Origin of the sequence: Microcoleus sp. FACHB-SPT15 (genome assembly GCF_014849525.1) — a bacterium.
In the GTDB taxonomy this organism is placed as follows: Bacteria; Cyanobacteriota; Cyanobacteriia; order Cyanobacteriales; family Coleofasciculaceae; genus Symplocastrum; species Symplocastrum torsivum.
This window is the reverse complement of the sequence record NZ_JACJNU010000004.1, coordinates 1-25,924: the sequence shown is the minus strand read 5'-3', so window position 1 is coordinate 25,924 and position 25,924 is coordinate 1. Positions and strand designations below refer to the sequence as shown.

The 25,924-nt window shown below is 46.5% G+C and carries 20 protein-coding genes and 1 rRNA gene; 7 read left to right on the top strand and 14 right to left on the bottom strand.

All coding sequences use genetic code 11. From position 1 onward, the window contains the following. Window positions 1-139: 139 nt before the first annotated feature. The 7 genes from H6F98_RS00645 to H6F98_RS00615 form a co-directional block, all read right to left on the bottom strand. On the bottom strand, window positions 140-634 hold the full coding sequence (locus H6F98_RS00645; RefSeq protein WP_192216746.1) for a chemotaxis protein CheW: 495 nt from the start codon (window positions 632-634) through the stop codon (window positions 140-142). Window positions 635-638: 4 nt separating this feature from the next. Beyond that, window positions 639-1,016: a response regulator transcription factor gene (locus tag H6F98_RS00640; protein WP_192216745.1), complete on the bottom strand. Its 378-nt coding sequence runs from the start codon at window positions 1,014-1,016 to the stop codon at window positions 639-641. Window positions 1,017-1,154: 138 nt separating this feature from the next. Beyond that, window positions 1,155-2,225, bottom strand: coding sequence for a response regulator (locus tag H6F98_RS00635; RefSeq protein ID WP_192216744.1), 1,071 nt, complete (start codon window positions 2,223-2,225; stop codon window positions 1,155-1,157). Between the two features lie 1,143 nt (window positions 2,226-3,368). Continuing rightward, window positions 3,369-6,002, bottom strand: a complete 2,634-nt coding sequence (gene bcsA / locus H6F98_RS00630) for a UDP-forming cellulose synthase catalytic subunit (protein ID WP_192216743.1) — start codon at window positions 6,000-6,002, stop codon at window positions 3,369-3,371. A 132-nt stretch (window positions 6,003-6,134) separates the two neighbouring features. After that, window positions 6,135-8,567: a cellulose biosynthesis cyclic di-GMP-binding regulatory protein BcsB gene (locus H6F98_RS00625; protein ID WP_192216742.1), complete on the bottom strand. Its 2,433-nt coding sequence runs from the start codon at window positions 8,565-8,567 to the stop codon at window positions 6,135-6,137. Between the two features lie 220 nt (window positions 8,568-8,787). Continuing rightward, the gene (locus H6F98_RS00620) at window positions 8,788-9,498 is read right to left on the bottom strand and encodes a hypothetical protein (protein ID WP_192216741.1); all 711 of its coding nucleotides are present in this window, start codon (window positions 9,496-9,498) and stop codon (window positions 8,788-8,790) included. A 218-nt stretch (window positions 9,499-9,716) separates the two neighbouring features. Then, on the bottom strand, window positions 9,717-10,019 hold the full coding sequence (locus H6F98_RS00615; protein ID WP_192216740.1) for a hypothetical protein: 303 nt from the start codon (window positions 10,017-10,019) through the stop codon (window positions 9,717-9,719). 582 nt (window positions 10,020-10,601) lie between these two features. Between H6F98_RS00615 and H6F98_RS00610 the strand changes: the two genes are divergently transcribed. Further along, window positions 10,602-10,910, top strand: coding sequence for a hypothetical protein (locus H6F98_RS00610; protein WP_192216739.1), 309 nt, complete (start codon window positions 10,602-10,604; stop codon window positions 10,908-10,910). Between the two features lie 440 nt (window positions 10,911-11,350). Beyond that, entirely contained in the window at window positions 11,351-11,749 is a 399-nt protein-coding gene (locus H6F98_RS33860; RefSeq protein ID WP_192216738.1) for a pentapeptide repeat-containing protein, read from the top strand. A 254-nt stretch (window positions 11,750-12,003) separates the two neighbouring features. On the opposite strand, the gene H6F98_RS00600 is transcribed toward H6F98_RS33860, so the two are convergent. After that, a complete protein-coding gene (locus H6F98_RS00600) occupies window positions 12,004-12,594 on the bottom strand; it encodes a hypothetical protein (RefSeq protein WP_192216737.1) in 591 nt (196 codons plus the stop codon). A 362-nt stretch (window positions 12,595-12,956) separates the two neighbouring features. Here H6F98_RS00600 and H6F98_RS00595 point away from each other — a divergent pair, with 362 nt between their 5' ends. Then, on the top strand, window positions 12,957-13,268 hold the full coding sequence (locus tag H6F98_RS00595; RefSeq protein WP_192216736.1) for a hypothetical protein: 312 nt from the start codon (window positions 12,957-12,959) through the stop codon (window positions 13,266-13,268). Window positions 13,269-13,499: 231 nt separating this feature from the next. Here H6F98_RS00595 and H6F98_RS00590 read toward each other — a convergent pair whose 3' ends face one another. The 3 genes from H6F98_RS00590 to H6F98_RS00580 all read right to left on the bottom strand — a co-directional run bounded on the left by H6F98_RS00590 (window position 13,500) and on the right by H6F98_RS00580 (window position 18,448). Beyond that, complete coding sequence (locus H6F98_RS00590; protein ID WP_242058255.1) at window positions 13,500-13,703, bottom strand: hypothetical protein; 204 nt, start codon at window positions 13,701-13,703, stop codon at window positions 13,500-13,502. Between the two features lie 411 nt (window positions 13,704-14,114). Further along, window positions 14,115-16,532 carry a tetratricopeptide repeat protein gene (locus tag H6F98_RS00585; RefSeq protein ID WP_192216735.1) on the bottom strand — a complete coding sequence of 806 codons (2,418 nt, stop codon included), beginning with the start codon at window positions 16,530-16,532 and terminating at the stop codon, window positions 14,115-14,117. Continuing rightward, complete coding sequence (locus H6F98_RS00580; protein ID WP_192216734.1) at window positions 16,529-18,448, bottom strand: carbohydrate porin; 1,920 nt, start codon at window positions 18,446-18,448, stop codon at window positions 16,529-16,531. Before H6F98_RS00580 ends, H6F98_RS00585 begins: the two co-directional genes overlap by 4 nt. Window positions 18,449-19,652: 1,204 nt before the next feature. Here H6F98_RS00580 and H6F98_RS00575 point away from each other — a divergent pair. Together H6F98_RS00575 and H6F98_RS00570 are read left to right on the top strand one after the other, a co-directional pair. Next, window positions 19,653-19,889, top strand: coding sequence for a hypothetical protein (locus H6F98_RS00575; protein WP_192216733.1), 237 nt, complete (start codon window positions 19,653-19,655; stop codon window positions 19,887-19,889). A 133-nt stretch (window positions 19,890-20,022) separates the two neighbouring features. Beyond that, entirely contained in the window at window positions 20,023-20,826 is an 804-nt protein-coding gene (locus H6F98_RS00570) for a hypothetical protein (RefSeq protein ID WP_192216732.1), read from the top strand. A gap of 84 nt (window positions 20,827-20,910) precedes the next feature. Here H6F98_RS00570 and H6F98_RS00565 read toward each other — a convergent pair whose 3' ends face one another. Both H6F98_RS00565 and H6F98_RS00560 read right to left on the bottom strand, forming a co-directional pair. Continuing rightward, window positions 20,911-21,168: a hypothetical protein gene (locus H6F98_RS00565; RefSeq protein ID WP_192216731.1), complete on the bottom strand. Its 258-nt coding sequence runs from the start codon at window positions 21,166-21,168 to the stop codon at window positions 20,911-20,913. Between the two features lie 248 nt (window positions 21,169-21,416). Beyond that, entirely contained in the window at window positions 21,417-22,130 is a 714-nt protein-coding gene (locus H6F98_RS00560) for a pentapeptide repeat-containing protein (RefSeq protein WP_192216730.1), read from the bottom strand. A 574-nt stretch (window positions 22,131-22,704) separates the two neighbouring features. Between H6F98_RS00560 and H6F98_RS00555 the strand changes: the two genes are divergently transcribed. Both H6F98_RS00555 and H6F98_RS00550 read left to right on the top strand, forming a co-directional pair. Further along, entirely contained in the window at window positions 22,705-23,643 is a 939-nt protein-coding gene (locus H6F98_RS00555; protein ID WP_192216729.1) for a TetR family transcriptional regulator, read from the top strand. Between the two features lie 233 nt (window positions 23,644-23,876). After that, window positions 23,877-25,721, top strand: a complete 1,845-nt coding sequence (locus H6F98_RS00550) for a pentapeptide repeat-containing protein (RefSeq protein ID WP_192216728.1) — start codon at window positions 23,877-23,879, stop codon at window positions 25,719-25,721. 91 nt (window positions 25,722-25,812) lie between these two features. On the opposite strand, the gene rrf is transcribed toward H6F98_RS00550, so the two are convergent. Further along, window positions 25,813-25,924: ribosomal RNA gene (gene rrf / locus H6F98_RS00545) — 5S ribosomal RNA — on the bottom strand; the annotation flags it as partial.

Below are 25,924 nucleotides of genomic sequence, written 5' to 3'. Positions count from 1 at the left end.
AAAATAAGCACCATTACGGGATAATAAATTGACATTTGATCTGAAACGGTGGTGATGACTCCTGTTATCCGAAAGCGTTGAGTTAAAGGGCGATCGCGTGGAGCAGCGGGGCGCCGCCAAGGGCGATGCAGCCCATCCGCTATTGCTGCGCGTAACGCAGAATCGCCTCGGCATCAAGAACTAATAAAATTTCTGTCTCTTGTAAAATACATCCGCGTAAATAGGGCACTAGCGCGGATGACACATGACCGAGTGGAGAGTGGATTGAATCAGGCATGAGGCGTACAATACCTTCAACGGACTGTACAATGACGCCTAAAGACATAGACTCATTACTAATAATCACTACGTTGTAATGCTGAACATTGGTTTCGACTCCTGGTAAGTTCAGCATCCTTGCCAAGTCAACTAACCACAGCACACGCGATCGCCGATTGATCAATCCCATGACAAAGGGAGCCATGTTCGGCATTGGGGTTAGACGATCTACGGGTAGGACGACAACTTCAGTTGCCCGACTCATTGATAAAACAGCAGGTGTTTGTTGACCAAACTGAAACTTGAGATAGGAGTCTCCTAGATTTTTTTTATTGGGAATTGGATTGGTGCGGAGGGCGAGAGCAGAGGTATCCATTAGTTCAAACGGCGACGGCTTGAATCGCACGTAGAATTTGTTCGCGGGTAAAGGGTTTTGTGAGGTAGGCATCTGCCCCTTGTTTCATCCCCCAGAGGCGGTCAATCTCCTGGTTTTTAGAAGAACAGATAACAATGGGGACATTTTCAGTCGCGGGATGAGTCTTGAGACGGCGACACAACTCAAAACCACTCATTCCTGGCATAACGACATCGGTAATGATGACATCTGGCTTTTGGGTCAAAACCTTATCAAGTGCTTCTTGTGCACCAACGGCACTGATAACGGTATAACCACTTTCTCTCAGGTAATGACTCATTAATTCCATTTCGGAGAGAGTATCTTCTACGATTAAAATTGTCCGCATTAACGTTTTACTCATGACTAACTGGCCTCACGATTAATTAACAGATATTGCTAGCTTCTGTCTTGAATAAGGCATCTTTTAGAAAGCTCTTGCTCCGAATTTTCTGAGTGTTCTCTTGACCAAGCGCAAGGAAAGCACAATTAATTCAACCTCCTACGATAAGTGTTTAAACACCATCTTTAGTAATTCAGATTGGTTAAACGGCTTCGTTAAGTAGCCTGAGGCTCTGACTAGTTTGGCTTTGGCTCGGTCGAGAAACCCTGTGTTTCCCGTCACCATAATGATCGGGGTATTCTTGAAAAGTGAATGCTTTCGTAAAAGAGAACATAGCTCATAGCCATCCAAGTTTGGCATCTCAACATCAAGCAAAATTAAGTCAGGCTTAATCCGGACAACTTGCATTAATGCCCTCACTGGGTCATTAATCATGACCACAGAGAAACTTTTGTCATCTAAGAACGAGTTAATCGCATTTAAAACCGTTGGGCTATCATCAATACAAGCAATCGTGTACGTGCTTTTTGAAAGGGGTTTGCCTTGATTGATCGCCGTCCCCTTAGCGTTATTACTTGGAGGAGGAGTACTCGTTTTTTGAGCCGATTTTTGAATTAATTCAAGTTTGGACTGAGTGCCAGCTTGACCGGAAGCATCAGTACGAGTGGCGGGTGTTCCACTCGTGGGGGCATTCGATTGTTGGCGGCGCAACTGCTCATGACAGCGTTCAACAATTGTTCGCAGGTCAAGACGACAAAACTTAGGTAGTTCTTCAATTTTGTCCTGGTTAATTAATTGGTAACTTCCTTCTTTTACCGACAGAAGTGATACAATTACCTCTTCCGCCAAGTCTTCGACTAAAGAGGCGGCTTGAACCGGGTTGAGATACTGTTGATTGACAAGCCAGCTAATAGCTTGGTAATCAGGAGTTTGACTTGACTGACTCTCTAAATCGGATTCAAAAATCAGGCGAACTTGAACCCGAACCGCACTGACAAGAGTCGGGATTTGACGACTGAGGCGACGCAGGTGACGGTCAAGCCGCTCGAATGGGTCAACGGAATCTGAAGCATAAACTAGTTTTCCCTGTTCTAAATAGATTGACCAAGAAACAGAGCCACTAGATACTTGTAAACACCCATTTGCCTGACGACTAGATAGTTGTGCTAACAAGGAGAGCGGGTTTAGCCTTTGGGAAGATCTGTAGCTAGCCATAGAAACGGTGTTCATTTGTATCTACCTTGGTCTCATCCAATCGTTGAAACTAGAAGGGTTAAATCTTGTTGTACAAGTTACACTCACACAATTCAGGTATCGTCTGCAGTGTCAAGACTCTTGACTTCTCTGTCTTGAAGAGCAGAACCCAAAAACGAATGAGTTGCAGCAATGACCAACGATTCAAATAGTTGAATCTTGTTCCATTAGTAATCCCCTCAAGAGCGGAGTTTTATGGAAGAGGAAAACTCTTTTGAGGGAGTAGCCGCATCCCGGAATTTATTCGTCTTAAATGGATTTTGCCGGAGGAAGTAAGCCGAAGCGTCTTACGCTCTGGGCAGCTTTTGTCTTGTGCGAGTGAGAGAGCGCTCTAGAAACGTCTTTTAGGACAAAAGGCGCTTTTCAAATAAGCTGGCAGTCATAAAAGGCTGGTATCTGAAGAGTCACCCCTGGATAGCTCTTTTGTCTCGCTCTCTTTGAGAGCTTATGGCGAAACGCAAGAGCAGTAATGCATCCTCTGGTAACAAAATTTTTTAGTTTTTGGGTAGATGAACAAGTCATTTAACTTGTTATTCAACAGTTTAACAGGCTTTTCAGGGAAAACAGGTAAAGCGCCCATAAAGGGCGATAAAAATAGATGAAGAGAGTGTAATGTTCTCTCTTAAAATTTCACGCGATAATAATTATTTTATTGTTGATATAAGTTAGAGCAAAAAAGAAGTGGCTAAGCCCCTATCATTATAATTTATTTATTAAAATATGATAAGTATTTCCTGAGCTAAAAGCAAATTAATTTACTCTATCTTTTTTTTAGATGGCTCAGAAAGCAGTATTATTATTATCTGATTAAATATAAATTTAATTCAACGGAGAACTTCCTTGAATATTGTAATACAAGTATTACCAATCCGAGATAACTTGTAAAGAGGGAATCGATTGACCTGACCGAGTTTTCCAGAAGTACAGGAGAGTTTCTCTTTAAATAATTTTGAACAGAGAGTTATACCAATTTAGGAAAACCTTGCGAGGGAGCGGTTGGTTCTCGTTAAAGGGTAAAGGGGAAGGGAGAAAGGACATTCCCTTTAACCTTTTCCCCTTCCCCTTTTCAACTAGCTTTCTTCAACAACAAGGTGAAATAGTACCGCAGCACAAATGAGATTACTCAAGGGTCTTTAAAAGCCGTTGAATTTTGGAGTGCTGCTGCCGTTTTAATGACTCCGGGAAACTTAACTCCATGCGAAATCGCATGGAGGCTGTCGTAGCAAGCGTGGACGATCGCTTTTCTGATTGAACAGGAGCCAACTCTTCAATCGATTCCACCTTAGCTAACAAACTAGCAGGCTGTGGGTCATCTGCCTCCTGTGAGAGTAGTAAACCAATCAGCGGCTGAGTTTGCAGCATCGTCTCCAGGTTGAAAATATTGTTACCCTCTAATTCAACACTTATATCCTGCGTTCCGAGTTCTGTGACTCTCGCCGTATAGGAGTGACCTTCCCAACCTTCCCAATAAAGCTGAGCAAAGGCATTCACTTGTTTGCGTACCTTCTCACCCGTAGCCGGACGGAATTCGCGGAAGACCCGTTTAATACTGGTCACAATAAACTTGAGCGATTCGATGGGGTTATCCACCTCTGTTCGTGTCTGGGAATACCACTCTTTCACGTCAGAGAAGAGTACCAATGTCAAGTCATCTAACTGACTGCGACTGGGTTCGACAAAATCAACAAATAGCCTTGCTTGCAGTTTACTCGTTGCGATCGCGCGAATCACCTTCCCATTCATCAGCGCCCGCGCACCGTAGTCTCCCACCAGTTCCACTTTCACTTCATCGGGGATATTGGGCCATTCATCCAAAAGAATTTGCGTACCGCTTTCACTCACATCAATCGTTTGACCCGTCCACGTTTGACCACCACTATGAATCCGTACCGTCAACTTCCGAGGCAGACGGTGTGCGCGACGGAGTTGGGGTTGCTCGAATGCCACCAGACACGCCGCCAACAGCAGGAACAAGTTGAAGATACACCAGAACGCATTGATTAAAACCGCTTGGGTATCCTCTGGGCTAATAACTAGCCAAAACGGGACAGCAAACAAAGAAGCCGCTGCGATCGCACTAACAATGACAAGATACCGCACCGAGTCAAAGTCAAAACTGCGCTTCGTAACAGAAAGCCCTTTATCCGTCACATTAAAGCTGCCGAGTTTCGGGTTAACCAGCGCCATCAGCGTCACAATCCCCGCCTGGAACGACATCGCAAACTCAAAAATCTCATTCCAGAACGAGAAACGGACATTCTTGTAGGGTATGTGGTTCGTCTGCATCGACAGAATAATGTGAGGCAAAGCATAGAACAACGTTTCTAAACCCAACCCTCGAACCGAGTTGATACCAAACAAGAGAAATAGAGGTGGTGCGATCGCATACATCAACCGGGGATACCCGTAGAAAAAATGCGATGTCGCACTGAAGTAACAGAGTCGCTGCGGAATCGTCAGATTCAACTTCGGGTTAATCAACGGGTTTTCAAGTCGCAGAATCTGCGCCATCCCTCGTGCCCAACGGACTTGTTGACCCACATAGGCAGAAAACTTCTCCGGTGCTAATCCCGCAACCATAATCTTGTCGTAGTAGACCGACTCATAACCCAGAGAATGCAGCCGGAACGCCGTGTGACAGTCTTCTGTAACCGTTTCTGTGGCAATCCCTCCAACTTGCAGCGCATACTCTTTGCGAATCACCGCCGCTGAACCACAAAAAAAAGCCGCATTCCAGAAATCATTGCCTTTTTGCAGCACCTTATAAAACAGTTCATTACCCACAGGAATTTTGCCACCCGTGAGGAGATTTCGTTCAAACGGGTCTGGGTTATAGAACCAGTGAGGCGTCTGCACAAACGCCACTTTTTGGTTAAAAAAGAAGCCAACCGTATCCATCAGAAAATTTTTGGTCGGCATGTGGTCACAGTCAAGAATCAGCACCAAATCACCATTGGTGCGCGTAAAAGCCGTGTTGATATTTCCGGCTTTCGCGTGGTCGTTATTGTCCCGTGTCAGCATTGTCGCGCCAAGTTCTTCGCACATTTGGCGTAACTCTTCCCGACGCGCTTTATACTTTTCCGCTCGACCATCATCAAGGACATATACTCGTTTTTTCTCGGCGGGATAGTCAATGGCTAAAGCCGCTAATGTCGTTTTGCGGACAATTTCAACATCTTCGTTATAGGTCGGAATATAGATATCGACGTTAAACCACTGGTCTTGAGGATAGAGGGAAAGATCAACTGGTTTACGGTCTTTAATTTTTATTGTTTGAAAGTAGGCAAGAACTAAGGTGCAAATCGCATAAAGTTCTGCCGCCAACAACAAGAAACAGAACGTCCCATTGAGCCAGTCATCGAAGTTCAGTGTGTAATTGAGGCGGTAATACAGATAACGGGCTGTAGAAACCAGACTCAATAAAATCAAAAACAAGTGAAGATACTCACTGATTTTTTTACTGGGCTTTTGCTCCTCCATTTGTAAGGCGAAACGCCCCACCGCAATCAACAGTGCGGCGACTACCCCTTGCTGCCAAATCGCTGGACGCGCCGTGATTAGAGGTGTTAACAGCATCAACAGCGACACAATCAGCAGCAGTAGCTGAGTATGCGAGAGCCACTGAAGAACCTTGTCAAACGCATCCGGAATGCGATCGACAAGCCAAATCGTTAACTGTTCACGGTGCGCGGCTGAAATCTCAAAGCGCCTACGACTTGGTTTCTCTCTGACTTTTGAGGATGTACTCGTCATTTGACAAAGGGATTAAGGAATGGAGAGTAAGAAATAGAGAGTAGCGATCGCAAATAGGCGAGGGGATTTCGCGAAAGGGGTCTTACTGAATTACCCTGAAAAACCCGTTCCCAGTCGCCCAATTAGCGATCGCTACTTCACCTGACCAGCCACGCGCTTGAGATATAGCTGGACAACACCGTAGAGGATGAGCGTTGCTGCCACAATTGCAGGTCCCAAGAGGAACCAAGTCCCGGAAACGACGCGGAGAATTCGGCGTGGCGCAGGGGTTTTATCGATTTGACGCTTCGGTTCACGCTGCAAAAACTCTAACGTATAGGCATTGGGGTCATAGGCTTCCGGATTGGCGGTGTTGGCACTAATGAGAACGGTGTCTTCCTTGAGTTGGAAGAATAAGGGGTCTTGCTGGAACAAATCTTGCACTTGGTCTAAGCCTTTATCCGTCTGACCCGTCAGCGCTAGCAGCACACGCTCTTTATTCCAAGGCGAAATCATTTGCTTGATTACACCGTCATTATCGGGTGAGGTTTGAACCGCACTTTGGTTGCGCTGACGTGTAGAGCCATCCTTCAGGTTAAAACCCCCGGAAGTGAACACTTCTGGAAAGGGAAATTTCTTTTGTGTGCCAATCCCCACAAGATGCTGGGTTTCTTTCAGTTTGACTGGCAACGCATCGGCGGTGTAAACGCCGAACTGAACAGACTGAGCCTTAGTGAGCCGTCCGAGTCTTTCCCCAAACTCCAGTAAAGCCCTCAACTCACTCACCGAGGGCGATTTTGGAACAACAATTGCTGTCGTCGATAAATCCTGGGGCGCGGCAAAGGGAAAACCTGTCTGTAACAGCTTCAGGTTTGGCAAATCAACGGTATTGGTTCGCTTGAGGTCAAAACTTGTATCCGAGTGCAAAGTCCCCCAGAGTTGTTGGTCGGTCACCCGGCTACAGGAACGACGCTCCCGCGCATCGAGGCGGAAATCGACCTGAATTTTTGAGGTGGGTTTGATTAAGTTTTCCGGGAGGGCAATCTTTAGGGACTCTCGCGTACCGCCATTAATCGAAGAGAGGCGCTTACCAACCAGCGCCACGCCATCCAGCTTCACTTCTACTAGGGAGGTTTTGGGGTTAATTTGGGGACCATAGCTGTAAACCAGATTCATGGTGTTCCCCGACACAAAGCGATCGTCTGGTAAGGCTTTGAAGTCGATTTCAATGGGTGGTGAATCTGCCCCTCGAACGGTTACATCCTCAAAGAGTTTGCCACTAGGGGCATTGAGGTCAGCGAGTTTAAAGGATTCAGCGCGGGGTAAATACCCAGACCAGTCGCGAGGATTGGGGGACGGCACAGGGGAGAGCTTATCCACAAGGATGAGTTGACCTGTCGCAATTTGCTCGTCTTTGGGCTGCACTAGAAACTGTACAGCTTTGGCGACAGCCGCAGGACTATTGCCTGTTGCGACCAGCACAGGGGCTTTATTGTCTGAGGTGGTTGTCAACATCAACACCCCAACATCTGGCGCTAACACCTTCTGCTTGCTATCCAGGAATTTGTTGTCTTTCTGGGTGAGCGGGAGTTCCAGTGATTTCAGGGCGGGTTGCTGTTCTGGGGTGCCGACAATCACCAACCGCTCACTCAACGCTACATCATCAATGGATTTGATGAGGCGGGTATCGAGGCGACGAAAGTCGGCTAAGCGTCCTAAGGTGGCTTGGAAGCGAGTCGTTGAGGTTAGCCAAGCTTCATCAACTTTGGTGGGTAGCAGGTGAGCGACTTGATTGGGGTATAGGCTGAGTTCGTCAAAGATGGGATAGGGAAAACGACTGAAGTCGAGTGAGATGGGTTGAGGCGTGTAGTCAAAGGTGATTTTGGAATCGGGGAGTATCTCTGTCCACAGCGACGGGTCGTAGGGGTCTTGGGTACAGGTGGGGGAGTTGTTTTGGAGTGCGCCTAAGGTGAGTTCGTTATAGTTCTGAAGTTGCGCGAGTGGCACGTCGTAGACGGCAGTACCGATTTCCCCTTCTTTGCGGTTGAGGGGAATAGTGCCAACACTCGCACCGTTAATCAGTACGGTGAGGTTTGAGCGTGTGGCGTAAAGCGCTGGCGAATGCCGATAGCGGATTTGGGTTTTGACGGTTTTTAGCTTCCAGTCACGGGGACGGGTAAACCCTAGACGGGCTTCGTCATAGATTCCTTTTAGGCTAAAGCGGGTGCCAACCACGGGAGCGCGGTTGAATTCTAGAACGTAGGGGTCGCCTGTGGGCAGGGCAGCCACTTCAGGTGCTTTGTTAGCGGGGTTGGGCAGACCCGAATCATTGCGACCGCGTTCTTTGCGCTCTTCTGTATTGCTTTCGCGGAGTGTCTCTGTTGCAGGGGAGGCGGACGTGTCACTCTGGGCAAATACGCGAGTAGCTGTCAATCCGAACGGGACAGCGCAGCCGAGTAATAACAGTAAGACTAGAGAGTATCGTAGGAAGCGAGGTCGGCGGGGTAAAGGGCGACCATCACGTCGGCGTGACCCTCGATTTAAAACGGGTAGATGGGCAAATGCCTTATGAATAAAGGGTTTCATCAGGAGGAGTTATGAAGTCGGGTTACGGATGCAGCCCCTGATGCCCATCCCAGTTGAGGGAATTGGCAGTGTTAAAGAAATCCCAATAGTTCTGTCAAAAGTCTGGCACAAGGCATTGACGATGTCATGGATGCCTCTTACTTGATACAACGGCGAGATGACTTAATCCGGAGAGAGCTTACTCGTTGAAAGTCCTCTGACTCCTCTTGATCCATGGTAGTTATATTGCGCTAATCATGTTATTGCAGTGGCGAATCGCGTCAAATAAGCCTTGAGTAGACCACTGGAGGCGGTGTTGGTGCCGTTCTTCTTCTTTTGCTGCCCAGTTGTCTTCTAGACAGACTTTGAACCAGCCTTCGGGTTTACGGACTCCGTCGCGGTTGAATAGGAAGTAGAGAATGGCTTTGAGTACTTCTTGTAAGGAAAAACTACGCAGAAATTTGGCATCTTTGGGTTCGTAGTAAATTCCGGCTTTTTTGCAAGCGTCTAATTTTTGGGTAAAGTCGTCGGTTTCGCTATCTTCTAAAACTGTTGTTGTTGTTATAGCCTCGTCAACGGGTGATTCTGGGTTTGAGGGGTCTAAATCAGGAATTTGCGGTGCTAAAGCCGATTTTTTTTTCGTAGGGCGAGAAATGGGGAAGAGCAGTAAGTTGATGGATTTGAGTGTCCAGCGCCAGACGTAGGCGGTGTAGCTTTTGGGGTGGATGAGTACGCCTGCATCTCTTAGTTGTTTGGCGGCACTTTTTACGGTTTTGGGGTCATGGGGAAATCCGCGTGTTTTTTTGACCCATTTGTTGAAGTCGCGAAGGTCGATGATTTCGCTGCTTCCTTCGGGGATTTCGTCGAGTAGCCATTGCCAAAGTTCTCTGGCGGTGGGGGTGAGTCGGTTCTGTACGCTGAATGTTGTGTGTTTTTTCGTCCAGATGGTCATGGTTTCTCCTTGATGGGTTGAAGAGACCTAACCCCCCAGCCCCCTTCCCTGCGAGGGAAGGGGGAGCAAGAAAGATTCCTCCTGTTGTGTGCTTTGGGAGGAAAGGGGAATCTTGCTCCCCTCTCCGTTTCGGGGAGGGGCTGGGGGAGGGGTCTTGTTTTGATTTGCCCTCAAATGACTATGCCCCTACGGGCGGCAGGGGCAAGTGTAGGGGTGTATTAGGCGGCTGTTGTCAGGTCGCGGATGTTTGATTCTTCGACGTAGAGGGTTTGCTCTTCTCGATACCAAGGGTCGTCTGGGTCAACTTTGATGATGTAACTCCAGCCTGCTTTGATGCCTTGCCATCGCACTTGGTAACTGTCGGGTTTGGTGTATTCTAGTCCGACTATTTCACCGGTCTGGATGCGTGTGGTGTTGCAGATGACGGTGGTTGTCTGGACTTGGGTAGCTAGGTGAAATTTTGGTAAGCTCCAATCGGCTGGAATGCTTACGCACTGGCGGTTTTGGCGATTTTCTGACACTATAAAATGGCTCCTTTCATGGGGTAAACATGGGAGGGGAAGTCGTCCTGGGCGGGTGTCGCAAGCACCTAGCCGGGGCGCGTTTTTTTATTTAGTTACGGAAGATAATAACCCGATTTGGGGAAAAGTGCGATCGGGTTGGGTTTGCGTTAAGACGTGTTGTTTAACTCGGAGATACCACTAAATACCCGGAGATCCCCCTAAATCCCCTTATGCACGTTGTGCAAATCTTGCAAAATTAAGCTACAACTCTTGACCACTTGGAAAATGTAGTGTTTTACTAGTCAGGCAGCATAAGGACAACAGACTTTTACTATGGTTCGAGAGCTTTAGCGAGAATGCCAAAGTACTTTGCTGTATATGTCTTGCAGCTAACTACCTCATGAACTACAAGCTTATTATTCTTACCTAGGAAGAAGCTCTGTTGAAGTGCGTGGTATCCCACAAAAAACTGTAGTGGAAATACTGAGAATGGAAGTCAGAACCTACTTGGTCAGCCTGTACAACTCCCAAGTAGGATCGGCTCCCAATATGTCCTTAGAACATATGTCCTTAGAACTTTAGAACCAAGGAGATTTCCTCATGGCTATTAAACCAAATTCCAAGAGAAAACCAAGCTGTCATCATAATTTAGCAGACAAGCCAGATTCTGACTCACTTGATTTGGGCAAATCAGACGCAGGAAAGAAGACCCCTCCACCGCCTAGAAAAATCTCAAAGATGATCCTCATAAGCCTTGTTTTGGGAGGAGTTGCAACGACAGCAATATTCCGTGGGTTCGATGGTCTCATCGAAATCAAGCTGGGGCTTGAGGGCGGTCAGGTATTGATTGATGGGCGTAAGCCGCCCCTATCTTCACCTATCACGGACAACTCATCTAATAAAAATTAGAGCAGATATCAATCGGATAACGGGCATCTGGTGGGTTACGGCTACGCCTAACCCACCCTACTTACATCGCCACTAATTCACCTTTACCCTTAACAGTTGAGATTGAGTACAATCTGACCTAACCCCCAACCCCCTTCCCTACAAGGGAAGGGGGCTAATTTCAAAGCCTCTCTCAAGAGTAGGAGAGAGGTTTTGAGAGAGGTTAAAACTGTACCGCGCACAACTGAGAACCGCTATATCAACCCAAGAAGCGATATTGACCTCAAGCCGCTTTCACCCGCTTTCCAATGAACGATGTGATGAAAGGCGATCGCATCTTCAATCTCTTTGTAATCACTTCTATTTATCAATTACAAAAAAAATAACGTTTGTTCTGATTAAACCAGCTCCCTATAGTGAGGTTAAGCCTTCATAAACCAACCAGATAAGGAGTGTGTCGCATGAAACGGTTTTTTGTACTAGTCGTCGCGGTCGTTTCGGTTTTCTTCGGATTAGCAACAGCTCCGGCTTACGCTTTTAATCAAGCTTCTTTGAACGAGTTGCTATCAACCAACAACTGCAAAGATTGCGACCTATCTGATGCCGACCTAACAGGAGCAAACCTGGTGGGAGCTGACCTAGAGAGAGCTAACTTGACAAGAGCCAACCTGACAGGAGCTGACCTAACAGGAGCTGACTTGGAGAAAGCCAATCTAGGGATAGCTAACCTCTCACAAGCCAATTTGACAGGAGCTGACCTGGAGAAAGCTGACCTGAAGGGAGCTGACCTGACCGGAACTAACCTGACAGGAGCTGACCTGGAAAAAGTTACCATGCCAGACGGCTCGAAACACGCTTGAGTATAAGCCATTCAAAATGCTCATATTCAAAATGGGAAAGCCGAGAAGTAGAAAGCATTTGGGCTGTTCCCTATATGCAATTTGAATCGACAACTAGCTCACGTCCAAACTTCTAAGATTGACGCGATAAAGAAGTAGCACTAGAGCAGTAGGGTGGGCAATGCCCACCCTATTATTATTGGTACTTCCCAATGAACAAGAGAATCAATGAGCCATGTGATGAAACGCGATCGCATCTTCAATTAAAGGTTTCACTAGGCTAGAACCGCCGACAAAATCCCCAAAATCTTCGGTGCATCCTTAATCGTGTACTCGTCCAAATCAATAGACAAAGACTTGCCAGAGAGCTTAAGGAATTTCCAGGCACTGCCAGTGGTTACAGTTCCCAATAACTCAGGAATGATCAATCCTTTGCGCTCATTAAAGATTTGTGCCGCTACCAACGTTGCGACACACTGCCCTAACCCATTATTGATATCTTCCTTCTTGGCTTCAACTATTGTGACAACTGGCGCTTTGACAAATAGCTGCTCTGGATCTCGGCTAACTAGAAAATCCACATAACCCACCAAGCCCTGACTTGGGTCAACATTAAATTCCACTCCAGAAAACAATCCATAACCCGTAAGCTTCTTAAGTTCGACCAAAACTGGAGCAATTATCAGTTCTGACCTAGCTTTTTCCGAGTTTATGGCTAGAGCTAAAGAGATATTGTAATTTAGTGTTTCCTGTAAGTAATCACTGATTGGAGTCGATGGTAAACCAGCAAATATCCCCACTCCTTCTGTGATACTCAAGTTAAATAGCTCTTGGACTTCTGAGAGGGAGAATTGACTATAGGACATCAGGAAAATTTTTACTAGTTATTTTAATAATGATTTAGAAGAAGAATTAGTTGGCTATAGGCTGGGCATTGCCCACCCTACTCATCTTGGCACTTGCCGACGACCAAGAGAACCAATGAGATGCGATCACTAGGTGACTCAAGCCATACCAAAACAAGTCACAGACAAAAGAGCCTGACTACCTGAGTCACTCGCATTCAGGCGCATGGCACAAGGAAAAACCTTATGCCAATAGAATTCTCCGCAAATATTTAAGTAGATTTACGGAGGAAATCTACGCCACTTAGCCTACACATATCGAAGCAAAAGAGGACAAACTAAATAAAGAAGATGTTGTAGCCTAGACTACTAAATTAAAAATTATGCTGTTATCCATCGCTCTCCCACTCCCAACCAAAACTGACTTTCATTCGGTCGCGGCAGAAAATTTTTACCAAAAATTACAAAGCCTTTCAAACACAATAATCTCTCTCCAGTACAAGCCTGATAAGTTTCTAACTTTCAAAGTTCAAGAAGCAAATTTTGGATCTATCGTGCGCGAGGGAAATAAAACTATTGCCATTCAATGTCAAATTCGTGGGACTACCTACACCTTTACCCACGAACATTTAGATCAGATGAGCAAGCGCGAACTTAATGACCTGCTTAACCAATTAGGAATTGACAGCCTCTAGGTTTTCTAAAGTAAATATTTACTTCTATAGCTGTCGCCACAAATGTTAGGACATTAGCAAGAGCTTGCGTTCCTGAGCTAGAGCCGATTTGACCCAAAGCTGATTGCTATATCTAGTTTTTCTCTTCTAAGCTATAAAAATTGTTATTCCGACACTCAATAATCCGAGTTAAAGCAAAGCCACTGAGAACAGCTCTCGGTGGCTTTTGCGTCTCTGACGACAAATGAAATTTTACTTAACAACAGCAAGCCACCCATTGCGTAGGGCTTCGTAAACCTGATTAATTAAATGTTCTTGTTGATAACTCAGAGAACCCTTGAAGCACAGTGATATTAACCAACGCTGCTCTTTAGGGGTAATTTTTCGAGACGTGAGAATTTGCTCAAGAGTCGGCTCGATGGGAGATGGTGAAAGAGAGGCTTGGGCTAGCATCATGCTGTCTTGAAAATCAATACTTTTACTATCGGGGATTACTGGGTTTTGCTAAGTGACTTCGCAACCGTTGGGATGCGATCGCTATCTGTCTATGTCAGTAATGCAAGTCACAAAGGCGCTTTATTAATGAAAAAAATTGTACATCCTCATAAAGCCACAAAATCGGAACGAAGAAGGCGCGATTTCGGTCATTTCTAAAAAAATCCATTCGCTCAACCTCCCTTGAGAAGCGGGTTAAGGTCGTTTTCGGTTCCCCCTAAAACCGAGAGAAGGTCACATCAGTGGTTAATTTCGCTTTTATATTTCCTTTATGAATGCCGCTTAATGTCTCTTAACAAAGGAGATTAGGAGATAGGGGAAGGGGAAAAGGGCAAAGGAAAATAACCCCGACTTTTCCCCTCTCACCTGGCTTTAGTACCGTTCCCAGTAAGGCTGGAAACCTCGCCGTTTCAGGATATCCACTTCCAATCTCTCAATGCGGTTAACCAACTCTGGGTTAGTTGATTGCTCCTGTTGCAGTTGTCTGAACCGTTCAAGCGCGATGAAAGGCTGGTCTTGAGCAACCTCCAGTTCCGCCAAAGCACGGCGTACCACTAAATCATTGGGCTTCAGTTCGAGTACCCGCTGATAAAGCTCATTGGCAGCCGCAAATTGCTTTTGTTGAAAACGCACGCCAGCAAGCGCCGTGAGCGCATCGGTGTTATCCGGCTGCCGTGCCAAAATTGCCTCGTAAGCAAGGGTTGCGAGTTCAAAATCCTCCAGCGCTTGCGCTAATTCTCCCTGAACGAAGTACGCACCCAGGTTGTCGGGATTGCGGTTAATCAACTCTTGCACCTGGGCTTTTGCCAGTTCGGGGTCACGAGTAGCGAGTACTTGAAGCCGTCGCAGTTGTACTGGGATGTTCTCCGGTTCAATAGCAAGCAGTGCTTCATACAGTGCTTCTCGTTCAGCCGACGGAGGCAGAGTTCCTACAAGATTGAGCAACTCTTGGGGTGTATTCGTTGCAGGTTGGGTGGAAAGCCAGCGTTCGAGAACGGCTTCGGCTTCTTCCTGAGAAATGCGTTGAGCTTGGTAAGCAATCGTGGCACGTCCCAAGGTAGCGACTAAATCATCAGGATTACGACGAATTAGTTCATCGTAAAGTGCGATCGCATCATCCGCACGACCCTGCGCCAGTCGAATTCCCGCTAACCCCCGTAGGGCGCTATTGAGCAGGGTATCGCTAGGATTGCCATTAATTAAGGACTCATACCTAGAAGCACTTGCTTCTAAATTCCCCTGGCGACGGTCAATCTCAGCCAGCAATAACTCTGTTGTTAGGTCAGAGGCTCCAATGGACGTAGCACTGTAAGCCGCCAAAGCTTGCTTTGCCGCTTCAAGCTCATTACGTTCTAAGAGGATTTGAGCGACACGGAAATTCAAGAACGGAACGTCCACGCCAGCGTCTAGCAAACTCTGGTAAACAGGGAGCAGTGCTGGGTCAGGTGGGTCGAGGGGTAGTATAGCAAGAGCAAGCGATCGCAATTGAGCCGAATCGCTCGGTAGCGGTTGCACAGCAGCAAGGAAACGTTGCTGAAATTCAGATTGAGAAATCCGACCCAGTTGATTTTCCAACACCAGTTGCTTCACCAACAAGCTCTGGTCATTCGGCTGCACAGCCGTTAGCTGTTGATACAACGAAAGCGCTGCCGCACGTTCCGAAGGCAACTCACTCAGGACATCCGCCACTTCTCTGACTAAAGACTGTGGAGGTTGGGACGTTGAAGCGAGAACCTGACGGTACAGCGCAGCGCCTTCCTGATACAGTTGTGTGTTGCTCTCACGCCGACCAATCGTTGTCAGCGCCCGTGCTAAAGGCAATGCCGCCTCTGGTCTACCTCGTAAAGGTTCTAGGACAGCCAACGCTTGGGAGAGTTGTTGATTCGCTTGATACGCTTGGGCAAGTGAGGAGCGAATCTCAATTTCTGCGGCATCAAGCTTCTTGGACTGCCGAAGCTGATTCTCTAGGATTTGGATTGCCTGAGAGACATTACCCGTCTCTCGAAGTGCTTGGGCGTAAGCCGTCAGCGCGTTGTTGGGAATCGCTTTCCCTGTCCCTTGGTAACGATTAAAGAGAGCCAATCCTTGCTCGTAATCGCCACTATAGGTATAAATTTGGGCAGCACCAAGGATGGTGTCGGGTGAAGGATTCGCTTGCAAGACAATTTGATAATCCGCTAACGACTCTGCATAACGCCCTTGGTAGCCCAACAATAAAGCACGTTGGGCGCGGGATTGGTTGTCGTTTGGATTCTGGTTTAACAACGTCGTTAGTGCTTCAATCCCCCGCGCTTGCCATTCGGGGCGATAGCCACCCAATACACCTACCGCTTGGAGTGCCGGTGTATTATTGGGGTCTTGTTCTAGCACTCGTTGATAAGCTGTCCAAGCTTCAGCGTCTTGACCCGCTTTTTGATAGGCTTGGGCGAGACCTAACTTGGCATCCAAGGAGTTGGGAGAACTACGCAGGGCTTGTTGAAAGGCTCTAATCGCATCATTCACCAATCCTCGTTGGAGTAGTGATTGTGCCTGACGGACTGCGGCTGGCACGCTTTGTGCTTGCGCCGCCGGGACGACTAAATCAATCGGTGCAACGGTCAGTCCGCCAGCTAAGCCGAAAAAGAGGCAAAGTAAACTTAGCGCTCGCCGGAAATTCCTGCTACCCAGTCGAGTTGAGGCGGGAGGTGTTAGCCGTGCGGCTTGAAGAACAAAGCGAGAAACAAGGATGGAATCCTTCCTCTTGTCTCTAGCAAGAAGTCCCTCACCGGCCAAAGGCTTGCATCTATTCATCGAAATAGCCTCCCAAGAAGATCAAAATCAGCTCTTACCCGGAACCCCGCGACAAAATCGGAGAACTCGTCTCGTGCTTGCAGGGTCGCACCTGCCCGGAAATTCGGGGAAAGCCGGACATCATAGAACAACTCCCAGACATCGGGTACTTTGTCGTCATTGTCACGGCGCAGTTCATCGTTGGATAAATTGCGTCCATAACCAAAGCCTAGTCGGTCATCGGGCATAAATAGGTCTAAGAAGTTCAGTCCCACGCTGTAGGTATCTGCTCCCTCGTCCAGTTCCGTATTTTCGTAGTGACCGTAACGCGCAAATAGCCCCATGTTGATTTGCGGGATAAAATATTCCGCATTCAGTCCGAAAGCGTTTTCGCGATCGCCTGATTCAGGACCAAAGACACCATTGCCTCGGTCAATTCCAAAAATTTCCTGGAAGCCATCTCGTCCCGCATCGCGATCTGAGGCGAATGTTCCCCGGATAATGGCATTGCCAACCCGGAAACCGAGTTCACCTGCAAACGCATCAATGGCAAAATCGCTCAGGTTCCGAGACGAAGAAAAAGCAGCAACTTTCGCCTCGACATTATCTGTGATATTCCAGTTCAACAGCGCTGCCGGACGAGGACCAATTCCCGCAGCGGCAAGGGCAGGATTCGTCTGAAATACAGGGTTAAAGAAATGGGTTCCGACATCTTTTGCAAAGCTATTGCGGTCAAAATAAGATGTCAAATCCACTTGCCCGACGGTTAAGCGGAGATTGGGGAGACTCGGAAGCGAACCTGTAAAATACAGCTCATTGATACTTAATGACCCAACTTGCGAATCCGAAAAGTCATCTCCAGCAGTTAAATCAACCGTGCCACCCACCAGCGCATTGGTAGAAAAGGGGTAAATTCCTGTCACCCGCGCCCGTGCTGATGAGCCATCTTGATTCACATAAAGCCCTTGAAGCCGCAGTGTGGGCGCCAACGGGTCAAGTTCTGACGTAGGACTTTCTCGGAGTGTGGGTGACTCTTGTTCGTCATCTACAGTTGTTTGTGCCTGAAGGTTATCTCCTAGTAGCGACGCGCCACCTGTTCCTCTATAAACAGTGGAGTCACTAGCTGTCGGTGAAGGTGTAGTCGCTAACTTAACCGTAGGAGATTCTTCTTCTGTAGCTACTTGTTGTTGAGAATCACCTTCAACCGAGTTCAGCGTTGGTTCGCTACTCGTTTGCAAGGGTGCATCGGCTAACTCAACTGCCGGAGATTCCTCTGTTGCAGCCACTTGTTCTGAGGAATTACCCTCAACTGAGTTCTGCGTTGAATCAGCAGTCATGGGAGAGGCGGTACTCGCTACCTCAACTGTAGAGGAAGCTTCTGTTACAGCCACTTGCGCTTGAAAATCGCCCTCAACTGAGTTCTGCGTTGGTAAAACAACAGGCGGCGAAGGGACATCAGCGGGTTGAACAGGGTTTAGCTTATCTGGTGCCGGAACTGAGAAGTGAAAGTTACCGTTGTCTACCGTTTCAGCCGATACAAAGGATAAGGAGTTTGCGATCGCCCTTGGCGGGCGCGCTAGCGCTATCGGTGTAGTGTTAACAACTACCCTAGCGCTGGGTTGCGGTTGAGCGGGTACGTGGGGAGCAAAATTAAATTCTCCAGCCGCGTCAGCCTTTGGAGTCAATGCCACTGAGGCATCGGAAACATTAAGGTTCAGCCTATCGAATTTGTCAGCATTGTCTGTGACGTTGCTAGATGGCTCTTTAATGTCAGCTTGAGCGGGTTTGGTGTCCAGGATTGCAGCAACGGAAAAGATTGATAGCCCTCCGGCTGAAATGGTTCCCAAGGATAATAGGTAACTTAGCCAAATAGAATGCCGTATGGCATTTGTTATTGGCTTATCAGTATCACTAGCTTTTCGATTTATGTCTCTCATGAGCACCGCAGTTGCCGATAGGCGTAATTGAGCAGCAAAACTGTCGATAGTTTTATTTTTCAAGGCGGTAAAAGAGCCTCCGGATTTTTTTCGCAATTGTTGCTAATTAACCAGGATTTGATAATCCAGTTAAAAAAAAACACAAAATTTTTCTTGCTTAGCTACAAGGGATAACTAAAGAAAAAATTCATAATATTCAGCCTAGAATTAGGCAAAATAACGTTTATTCACCTAGTTATTTATCTAGCTTCAATTTATTCAATGTAGTCTTGTGCAAAGAGATTTACAACAATAGATAAAGTGGCATTAAAAAGCAGAAGTCATTAAGCTAAATAGCTTCAACTGCTCTAAAATTACCTCGTATTGCAATCCCTAAAAATCCGTTAATTTCTGCAAGTATCTTGAAAAGCACACCCCGCAGAAACACCCTCTATCCTACTATGTCACCAAGTTGGCTGTTAACTAATGGCAAATACTCTGCCACTCTTTAAACAGAACTACCTTAGTAATTTATTTGCAATTAAGCTATGAATTTTAGTCAAACTCATAGAATTAATCAAGTAACTTTTACTGAATACTAGACGTTTTTTACTACTAGTTTGTTCCGGTAAAAGAAACTACAGATTCCAGTATTTTTTTTGCTACCTCTTACTTTTTAACTCAATTATTTAAAGAGTTAATGAAAAAACATTGGAGAAGTATAAAGAAACAATAAAGTTTAACGAATTTACAATAATCATGCTGATTCCTGAATAGCTCAGAAGAAGAATAGCAAAAGGGAAACCCTAGAAAGGCAAGGCAGAAGCCGTTTTACACAAGAGGAGAGATAAGTAGAGCGAGTTATATCGAAGACATTTAGACCTCAGGTTGTATTTTTACTCTCTACGTCAGACTAGGAAAACTTCAATCTAGCAATTGAGGAGAGATTTTTTTTGTTGTATTACACATCAAGAGCTAACTGACACAACGCGATCGCGCCAAAAATCAGAACTTCTTTCAATCGAGAAATTACTGATTCTGTCGGTTACGTCCAACAGATGTATTACATCAACTCACCGAAGATTGACCTCATATTTCTACTATCGCATTATAGATACAGGAGCTTCTTTTGAGGCATCCCCTCTTAGACACTCTGCACGTTACTCAAGGGAAAGCATCGTCAACTCGGTTCATCAGGCAAGATAGTCCCCTTTATCAGTAATTAATGTCTGACAAAGTAAGAGTTTCAAGAGTTTTTCAGGTCAGCAACTTACCTTGTGCAGAAGACCTTAGCCAGTTGTCACCATTCCACAAAAGTATCTTGGGAGAAATCTTGGCTTCTATTGACGTTGAAGTATTAAAGTTTGGAGATAGAGAACATAGCATCCCTCAAACCTTCAATAAACTTCTAGCAATCAGCACTCAGCAATCAGCGGTCAGCTTTGGGTCAAATCTGCTCTAATTAAGGAACGCTCTTCTCCCCTTAATGTCCTAACCTTCGTGGTTACTTCTATAACATCTGAATTCTTAGCTATTAGGTAGTTTTTATCTACCCAATTTGTCACTCAAGTTGTCAATCCATTTAACGGTCTTCCATGATTATTTTGTCTTGCCATCTTTTTCTCAAGAAAGTCTTCTCTATACCCGCTTGGTTTCTGGGTCGAGGGTTAGTGAGCTTCGTCCTCCTGTTAATGTTGAGTACGGGATGCTCTCAAGTTGGCTTAAAAGCACCACAATTCCCGGTTCTCTTACCCAACTTCTTAACTGACGCAAATTTTCAAATCCGTGTGACACCATCAAGTCGTTCAGGAGTCTACACCGTAGCAGGAAGCACCAATTTGCCAGACGAGAGTCGCCTTACAGTCGCAGCAATTCGCTATTTGCGCTCCTCAGAGTCGCTCTCTGCCAGCCTCAACCAAAATCCGACCTATTCAATTCTGGCTTATCAAGATGCCGAGGTAAAGGACGGGAAATGGCAGGCAACTCTAAACCTTTGGAAAGTCGCACCCGATGGTCAGTTTAAAGAAGCATGGCAACTGGAGCAAGCAAAACTTGGACTCTCACTCGCTCCAGAGCCTGACGTAACATTCCTTGCTACCCTCGCACCGACGGATTCTTTGTCAGAACTAGAGCCACTACTAGAGAAGAAAGGCATCAAGCTTGTCAGCAACATTGTCCGCAACACATCTGATGGTGAGCGCTATGTCCAAGCTAGCCAAGTTTTACCGATTGCCTTACCAACCGGACAAACCACACTTCCCGCTCCAAAAGAGGAAGTGAATGGGGGCTGGGGTCCTCGCTACCTACTTCTACCAGAACCAGAGAATACCAAAAAACTCGAAAACCCAAAAGAGCGCCGAACGGATGCACCGCTTTCACCTGCTGAGTTTTTGCAGTGAAAAGCGATCGCACATTTGATTAGCACTATCAACCGACAGGGAAAAGGAGAAAATAGTCCTTTTCCCTCCTTAGAGCTGCCTACATTAGTTTGATGGCTGCACAGGGTTGTCTTGACCTTGTATGATTCGTGCGTTTTGTCCCGTTGAAATATTAGATTCATTCTTGGTTGACTGAGCAAGCCCTGCTGCACCCGCAATCGCTGTTCCCGCCAGCCCAATTGCGGCTGACCATTTAGCATCGTTATCTTTAGTGTTAGGTGCAAACAAAACAGCAACACCAATTACTCCACCAATAGTCGCTATGAATAGAGGAGTCACAGCCCGAATTATCTCAGCGTTCATCTTTCTCGTGTAACCGTTAATTCTTACAAAACTCAGCTTTTCTCACGCTTGCTGTAATAACTTATCTCCCGGCTTCTGAAAACTTACGCAAACAGTTGAGGTTGGTGAGAGTGCGTTTCTGGGAGGTTAAGAGCGCGTGATAAATTTAACTACCGCTGAATTTTTACGAATTTCAGGAACCTTTCTAGAAAGTACCCTAATAGGTACCCTATGCTTGTCCCACAGCTTATCCTTCTGAGATAGGTCGCTTAGTACTCCGTTGTGCCATAAGGGCTTGAACCATCCGGCATCACTGCCATACGCAAGTCAGCTCCCTTGAGGTTGGTATCACGCATGATCGCTTTGTAGAGATTGGCGTAACGCAAGTTAGCATTACTGAAGTTGGTACCTGTGAGATTGGCTTCTGTTAGGTGTGCGCCGTATAAACTCGCGTTACTTAGGTTAGCTTTTTCGATCTTTGCTCCTGTCAAGTCAGCATCTCGAAGTTCACTACGGTGGAGAGTTGCTGTACTTAAATCGGCATTAATCAAGGAGGTATTCAGGAGAGTCGCCTCACTGAGGTCAGCACCTTTTAAGTCACTGCCTTGAAAATCAGCACCATCTAAGTCGGTATGAGTCAGGTTTGTCTTATTGAGACGAGCACCGCTCATTTTGGCATCTTTCAATTTAGTACCCTTGAGATTAGCGCCGGAGAGGTCACTGTTTCTAAAGTCAGCGCCGCTCAAGTCAGTACCACTCAAATCAACATCCCGAAGGTCACATCCGGTGCATCTCTTCGTTTTTAGAATCTGTTTTGTGTCTACTCGCTTGGCTTTTAGGGGTTGAATCGCTTTTTGAAACTTTTGCAGTGGCGTAGCGACTAGGGGCTGGGTGATGTTTTCAGCGACTGATAGACGGATAGCAAGCGGCAGTGCGGCAGCAGAAAAGAGCGTTGCGATAATTAGGAAGATTTTTAGGTTCATACGCTTTCAGTCTGCTAGGTTTGAGTTATGACAGTCCCTTCATTTACATAGATCGGGCAATCCCTCACGCATACAGGACTCAGAGCTTAAAGTTTCAGTTAAGTAAGAGGCGATCACATAAGCGCTGCCTCTGAGGTAGATTGCATTCAAACCAATACAGATTCTTTAACCAGGCAGGCTAATTTTTTCCTCGGATTTGCCGAGGGAGTAAAACGATGAAGATTGTCAAAAATTACCGGAGCAATGCGAGTCAAAGAAGTTTTGAGATACATCTGTACTCGTAAATCTGGAGGGATGAGGCACAAGGAACACCTCGTTGAACACGCTGGTCTTTAAAGGCTAGACTCTTTAAAAAGCGATTAATTTAATCAGTCAGTCAAATGCACTTCGCACTTAAAAATACCTACTGAGAAAGGCTTTCAATTCCCAGCAGCAGCAATCATTGAGAGTGAATCCGCATTGAGTGCGGAATATGAGAGACAAGTGCAAGTTTTTGGTTACTACAGGGGGTGCGCTACTCCAGTTGTTCACTTACGCACCAGTTACCACGCTTCATGACTTGGAGCCGTTGAATATGTCTAGTTACTCCCTTAGCAATGTTTTACTACCCGCTGTATTTGTCTCCAGTGCCGTCTTTTCTACGTTGACTGTGCCGTTTGCTTTAATCAAATCCGAACCCGTTCTTGTTGAAATCCCACCCATTTATAGCGGTGAAATTCAACCCATTTTTGATGGCGAACATAAAGATGTGGCGATTCCCTATGTGGGATTTGCGATTGTCGTCAGTGTTGGCGCAGGGATAGCTTGCGTTGAAGTTCATCGGAGATGGCACGCCGCCCGTGCTTCAGAAGAGGAAGATGAGTCACGGCAAAGTGTCCAGCAAACCGCTTTAGGACAGGACATGAGCCAAGAAGCACTCGACCGACCAGAATACCGACCAGAAGTTTCAGCGATCGAATTTTCCTTGAAAGATGAAGACTTCAATCGTCAATCTCTAACAACTCCTAATGCCATAACCGAAGCCGTTGACATCGCTATTGAAGAGTCTGAACACGCTTTTGATGCAGCTCATCTCGGTCTTCCGCCACTGGTTTTTCCAGAAATAAGCCAAGCAGTTGCCTCTGACACTCCAGAAATTGCGATCGCCACGCTCTCCGATAAACTGAATTTGTCCCAAACACCTCAGGAAGCTCAGTCACTTCAGCAGGACGAAGAGCAAGTCGGCTCTTTTTCCTGCGTCCAAGCGGAAGACTTAGCCTTGAGTAAAGTCTTGGAATCACGAACTCTGTACCAAACCTGTCGAATTAAAGTACCCCATTTAGAACGACGTTTATTTGCCATTCTCGTTGAGGGTCAATACTACAGCTTTTCCCGTGCTGAGGAAACAAAAGAACATGTTTTAGAAATCATGGCGAGGTTAGGAGACAAACTTGAAAAAACCGTGATTACACAAAACGAAAAAGGTTATGTAATCTGGGATTTAGAGCCTGAAGTGTCTTCAACAATTAGCTAATGCACACAGAGCGCTAACTTCCACAACTTGAGGGGGAAGTTGCTGGTTGTTAAGCGACTGTGCATCTAATTTGCATAATCTGGGCGAGCTTTTCGGTTCATCCCACAAGAATTATATTGATCATCAACTTGCAAGTTAAAGTAGATAATTTTGGAGGAGAGCAACCAATCGCTCTTTAGGCGCCAAAGCAATATAAGCCAAAGAACCATCAAAAATCTTCAAATGTCAATGATATGGATGCTGACGAACTTCGGGAGCGATATACAGTAGGGGAAAGAGATTTTAGTGGCACCGACTTGAGTAAAGCCAACCTTAGTGAGATAGACCTCAAGAGAGTCAGCTTCTGGCGAGCCAACCTGAGTAGGGCAATTCTGACAGGAACCAACCTCAGTGGAGCTGATTTATTTGGAGCCAACCTCAGTGAGGCTAACTTAAGTCGTGCCATTTTGTGCGGTGCGAACCTGAGTGAAGCTAACTTGAAGAGTACCGTTCTGCAAGGAGCAAACCTACAAGCCACACTCTACAACCAAGCCACTCAGTTCCCCGCAAAGTTTGACCCAACCAAGGCAGGGGCTTATTTAATTGCACCTCAAAGTTTACTCATTGGGGCAAACCTCAGTGGCGTAGACCTGAGTTGCGCCAATCTAAGTGGTGCAGATTTGAGTCATGCAGACTTGTGGAAAACAAACTTGAAGGGTGCCAACTTGCGCTCTTGCAATCTCAAGCAAGCGACCTTGAGTGAAGCGGATTTGAGCCAAGCGGATTTGAGCCAAGCGGATTTAAGACAATCGAATCTAGTTGGAGCCAATCTTCGCTCAGCAATTCTTGTAGAGATAGACCTTCAAGAGGCACTCTACGACGAAACAACTCAATTTCCCGAAGATTTTGACCTACCTTCAGCAGGCGCATACTTCATTGCTCCTGCTGTGTCACTTCGAGGGGCGAACCTCAGTGGAGCCAACCTCAGTGGAGCCGATTTAGAGGAAGCCGATTTAGAGGAAGCCAACCTGAGTCAGGGAAATTTGTTTGGAATCGCTCTTGAAAGAGCTAATCTGAGGAAAGCGAATTTGAGTAGAGCTGACCTCTGGGAAGCTGACTTAAATGGAGCTGACTTGAGAGGAGCGTCACTCAGGAGTGCTGACCTCTGGCGTGCAGAACTCAGTGGAGCTGATTTGAGTGGAGCCGATTTAAGTCAAGCAAACCTATTTGAAGCAAATCTCTCTACCACTAACCTGCACGAGGTTAACCTTCAAGGAGCGATTTACAACAAAACCACTCACTTTCCTGAAGGGTTTAATCCGACTGAGCTGGGGGCATACTTAATTGCTCCAGAGGTGTCATTAGTTGGGATAAATCTAAACAGAGCCGACCTCCGGGGAGCAGATTTAAGTGGAGCAGATTTGAGCAAGACAAATTTGTTTGGGGTCAATCTTCAGACAGCAACACTTGAGGACACAAACCTTCAGGGAGCGATTTACAACGAAGCAACTCAATTTCCTCAAGGGTTTGACCCAACGGCACAGGGAGCACACTTAATTGCTCCTGGCGTGTCACTTCAAGGAGTCAATTTGAGTGAAGCGGATTTGAGTGGAGCTGACTTGTGTAAGGTCAATCTATTTGGCATCGACTTACAAAACGCGACCCTTGAGGGGGCAATCCTTCAGGGAGCGATTTACAATGAAGCGACTCAATTTCCTCAAGGGTTTGACGCCGCTCAACAGGGGGCATATTTCATGGCTCCTGGTGTATCGCTGGTTGGAGTAAATCTGAGTGGAGTTAACCTGAGTGGCGTTGACTTGAATAAGGTAAACCTGAGCCAAACTGACTTAAGTCAAGCTGACCTCTGGGGGTCAAACCTGAGTGAGGCGAACCTGGAAAGCGCGAATTTTGAAGGAGCTAATTTATGGGGGGCAAACTTAACAGGAGCGAACTTAAGTGACGCCCATCTCAGTGGTGCTAATTTTCAGGGAGCCGACCTAACGGAGGCAACTCTAAAAGGCATAGACCTGAGTGAGGTAGATTTAGCAGATGCCATCTTGAGTGGGGCAATCATGCCCGACGGCACCATTCACAATTGATAAGCTGATGGGCATTTAAGGCGATTTCTACTAAAGAGGTTATAGCAAAGCGCCCAGCTTTGCAAAGCTGGGCGCTTTCTTCTGAGAATTGACCTGGCACCGAGCTATTTTCCCGTGGGGCAACCCCCAAAGTATCTTCGCCGCAGCAACGTTTCACAACCGAGTTCGGGATGGAGTCGGAGTGGAGCCATCGCGCCAATAGC

Bases quoted from the DNA above. Each gene is read 5' to 3' on its own strand.
- H6F98_RS00595 (WP_192216736.1), top strand. From the start codon at position 12,957: ATGCTGTTATCCATCGCTCTCCCACTCCCAACCAAAACTGACTTTCAT.
- H6F98_RS00590 (WP_242058255.1), bottom strand. From the start codon at position 13,703: ATGATGCTAGCCCAAGCCTCTCTTTCACCATCTCCCATCGAGCCGACT.
- H6F98_RS00625 (WP_192216742.1), bottom strand. From the start codon at position 8,567: ATGAAACCCTTTATTCATAAGGCATTTGCCCATCTACCCGTTTTAAAT.
- H6F98_RS00585 (WP_192216735.1), bottom strand. From the start codon at position 16,532: ATGAATAGATGCAAGCCTTTGGCCGGTGAGGGACTTCTTGCTAGAGAC.
- H6F98_RS00570 (WP_192216732.1), top strand. From the start codon at position 20,023: ATGATTATTTTGTCTTGCCATCTTTTTCTCAAGAAAGTCTTCTCTATA.
- H6F98_RS00610 (WP_192216739.1), top strand. From the start codon at position 10,602: ATGGCTATTAAACCAAATTCCAAGAGAAAACCAAGCTGTCATCATAAT.
- H6F98_RS00600 (WP_192216737.1), bottom strand. From the start codon at position 12,594: ATGTCCTATAGTCAATTCTCCCTCTCAGAAGTCCAAGAGCTATTTAAC.
- H6F98_RS00640 (WP_192216745.1), bottom strand. From the start codon at position 1,016: ATGAGTAAAACGTTAATGCGGACAATTTTAATCGTAGAAGATACTCTC.
- H6F98_RS00620 (WP_192216741.1), bottom strand. From the start codon at position 9,498: ATGACCATCTGGACGAAAAAACACACAACATTCAGCGTACAGAACCGA.
- bcsA (WP_192216743.1), bottom strand. From the start codon at position 6,002: ATGACGAGTACATCCTCAAAAGTCAGAGAGAAACCAAGTCGTAGGCGC.
- H6F98_RS00555 (WP_192216729.1), top strand. From the start codon at position 22,705: ATGTCTAGTTACTCCCTTAGCAATGTTTTACTACCCGCTGTATTTGTC.
- H6F98_RS00575 (WP_192216733.1), top strand. From the start codon at position 19,653: ATGTCTGACAAAGTAAGAGTTTCAAGAGTTTTTCAGGTCAGCAACTTA.
- H6F98_RS33860 (WP_192216738.1), top strand. From the start codon at position 11,351: ATGAAACGGTTTTTTGTACTAGTCGTCGCGGTCGTTTCGGTTTTCTTC.
- H6F98_RS00645 (WP_192216746.1), bottom strand. From the start codon at position 634: ATGGATACCTCTGCTCTCGCCCTCCGCACCAATCCAATTCCCAATAAA.
- H6F98_RS00580 (WP_192216734.1), bottom strand. From the start codon at position 18,448: ATGAGAGACATAAATCGAAAAGCTAGTGATACTGATAAGCCAATAACA.
- H6F98_RS00635 (WP_192216744.1), bottom strand. From the start codon at position 2,225: ATGAACACCGTTTCTATGGCTAGCTACAGATCTTCCCAAAGGCTAAAC.
- H6F98_RS00565 (WP_192216731.1), bottom strand. From the start codon at position 21,168: ATGAACGCTGAGATAATTCGGGCTGTGACTCCTCTATTCATAGCGACT.
- H6F98_RS00550 (WP_192216728.1), top strand. From the start codon at position 23,877: ATGGATGCTGACGAACTTCGGGAGCGATATACAGTAGGGGAAAGAGAT.
- H6F98_RS00560 (WP_192216730.1), bottom strand. From the start codon at position 22,130: ATGAACCTAAAAATCTTCCTAATTATCGCAACGCTCTTTTCTGCTGCC.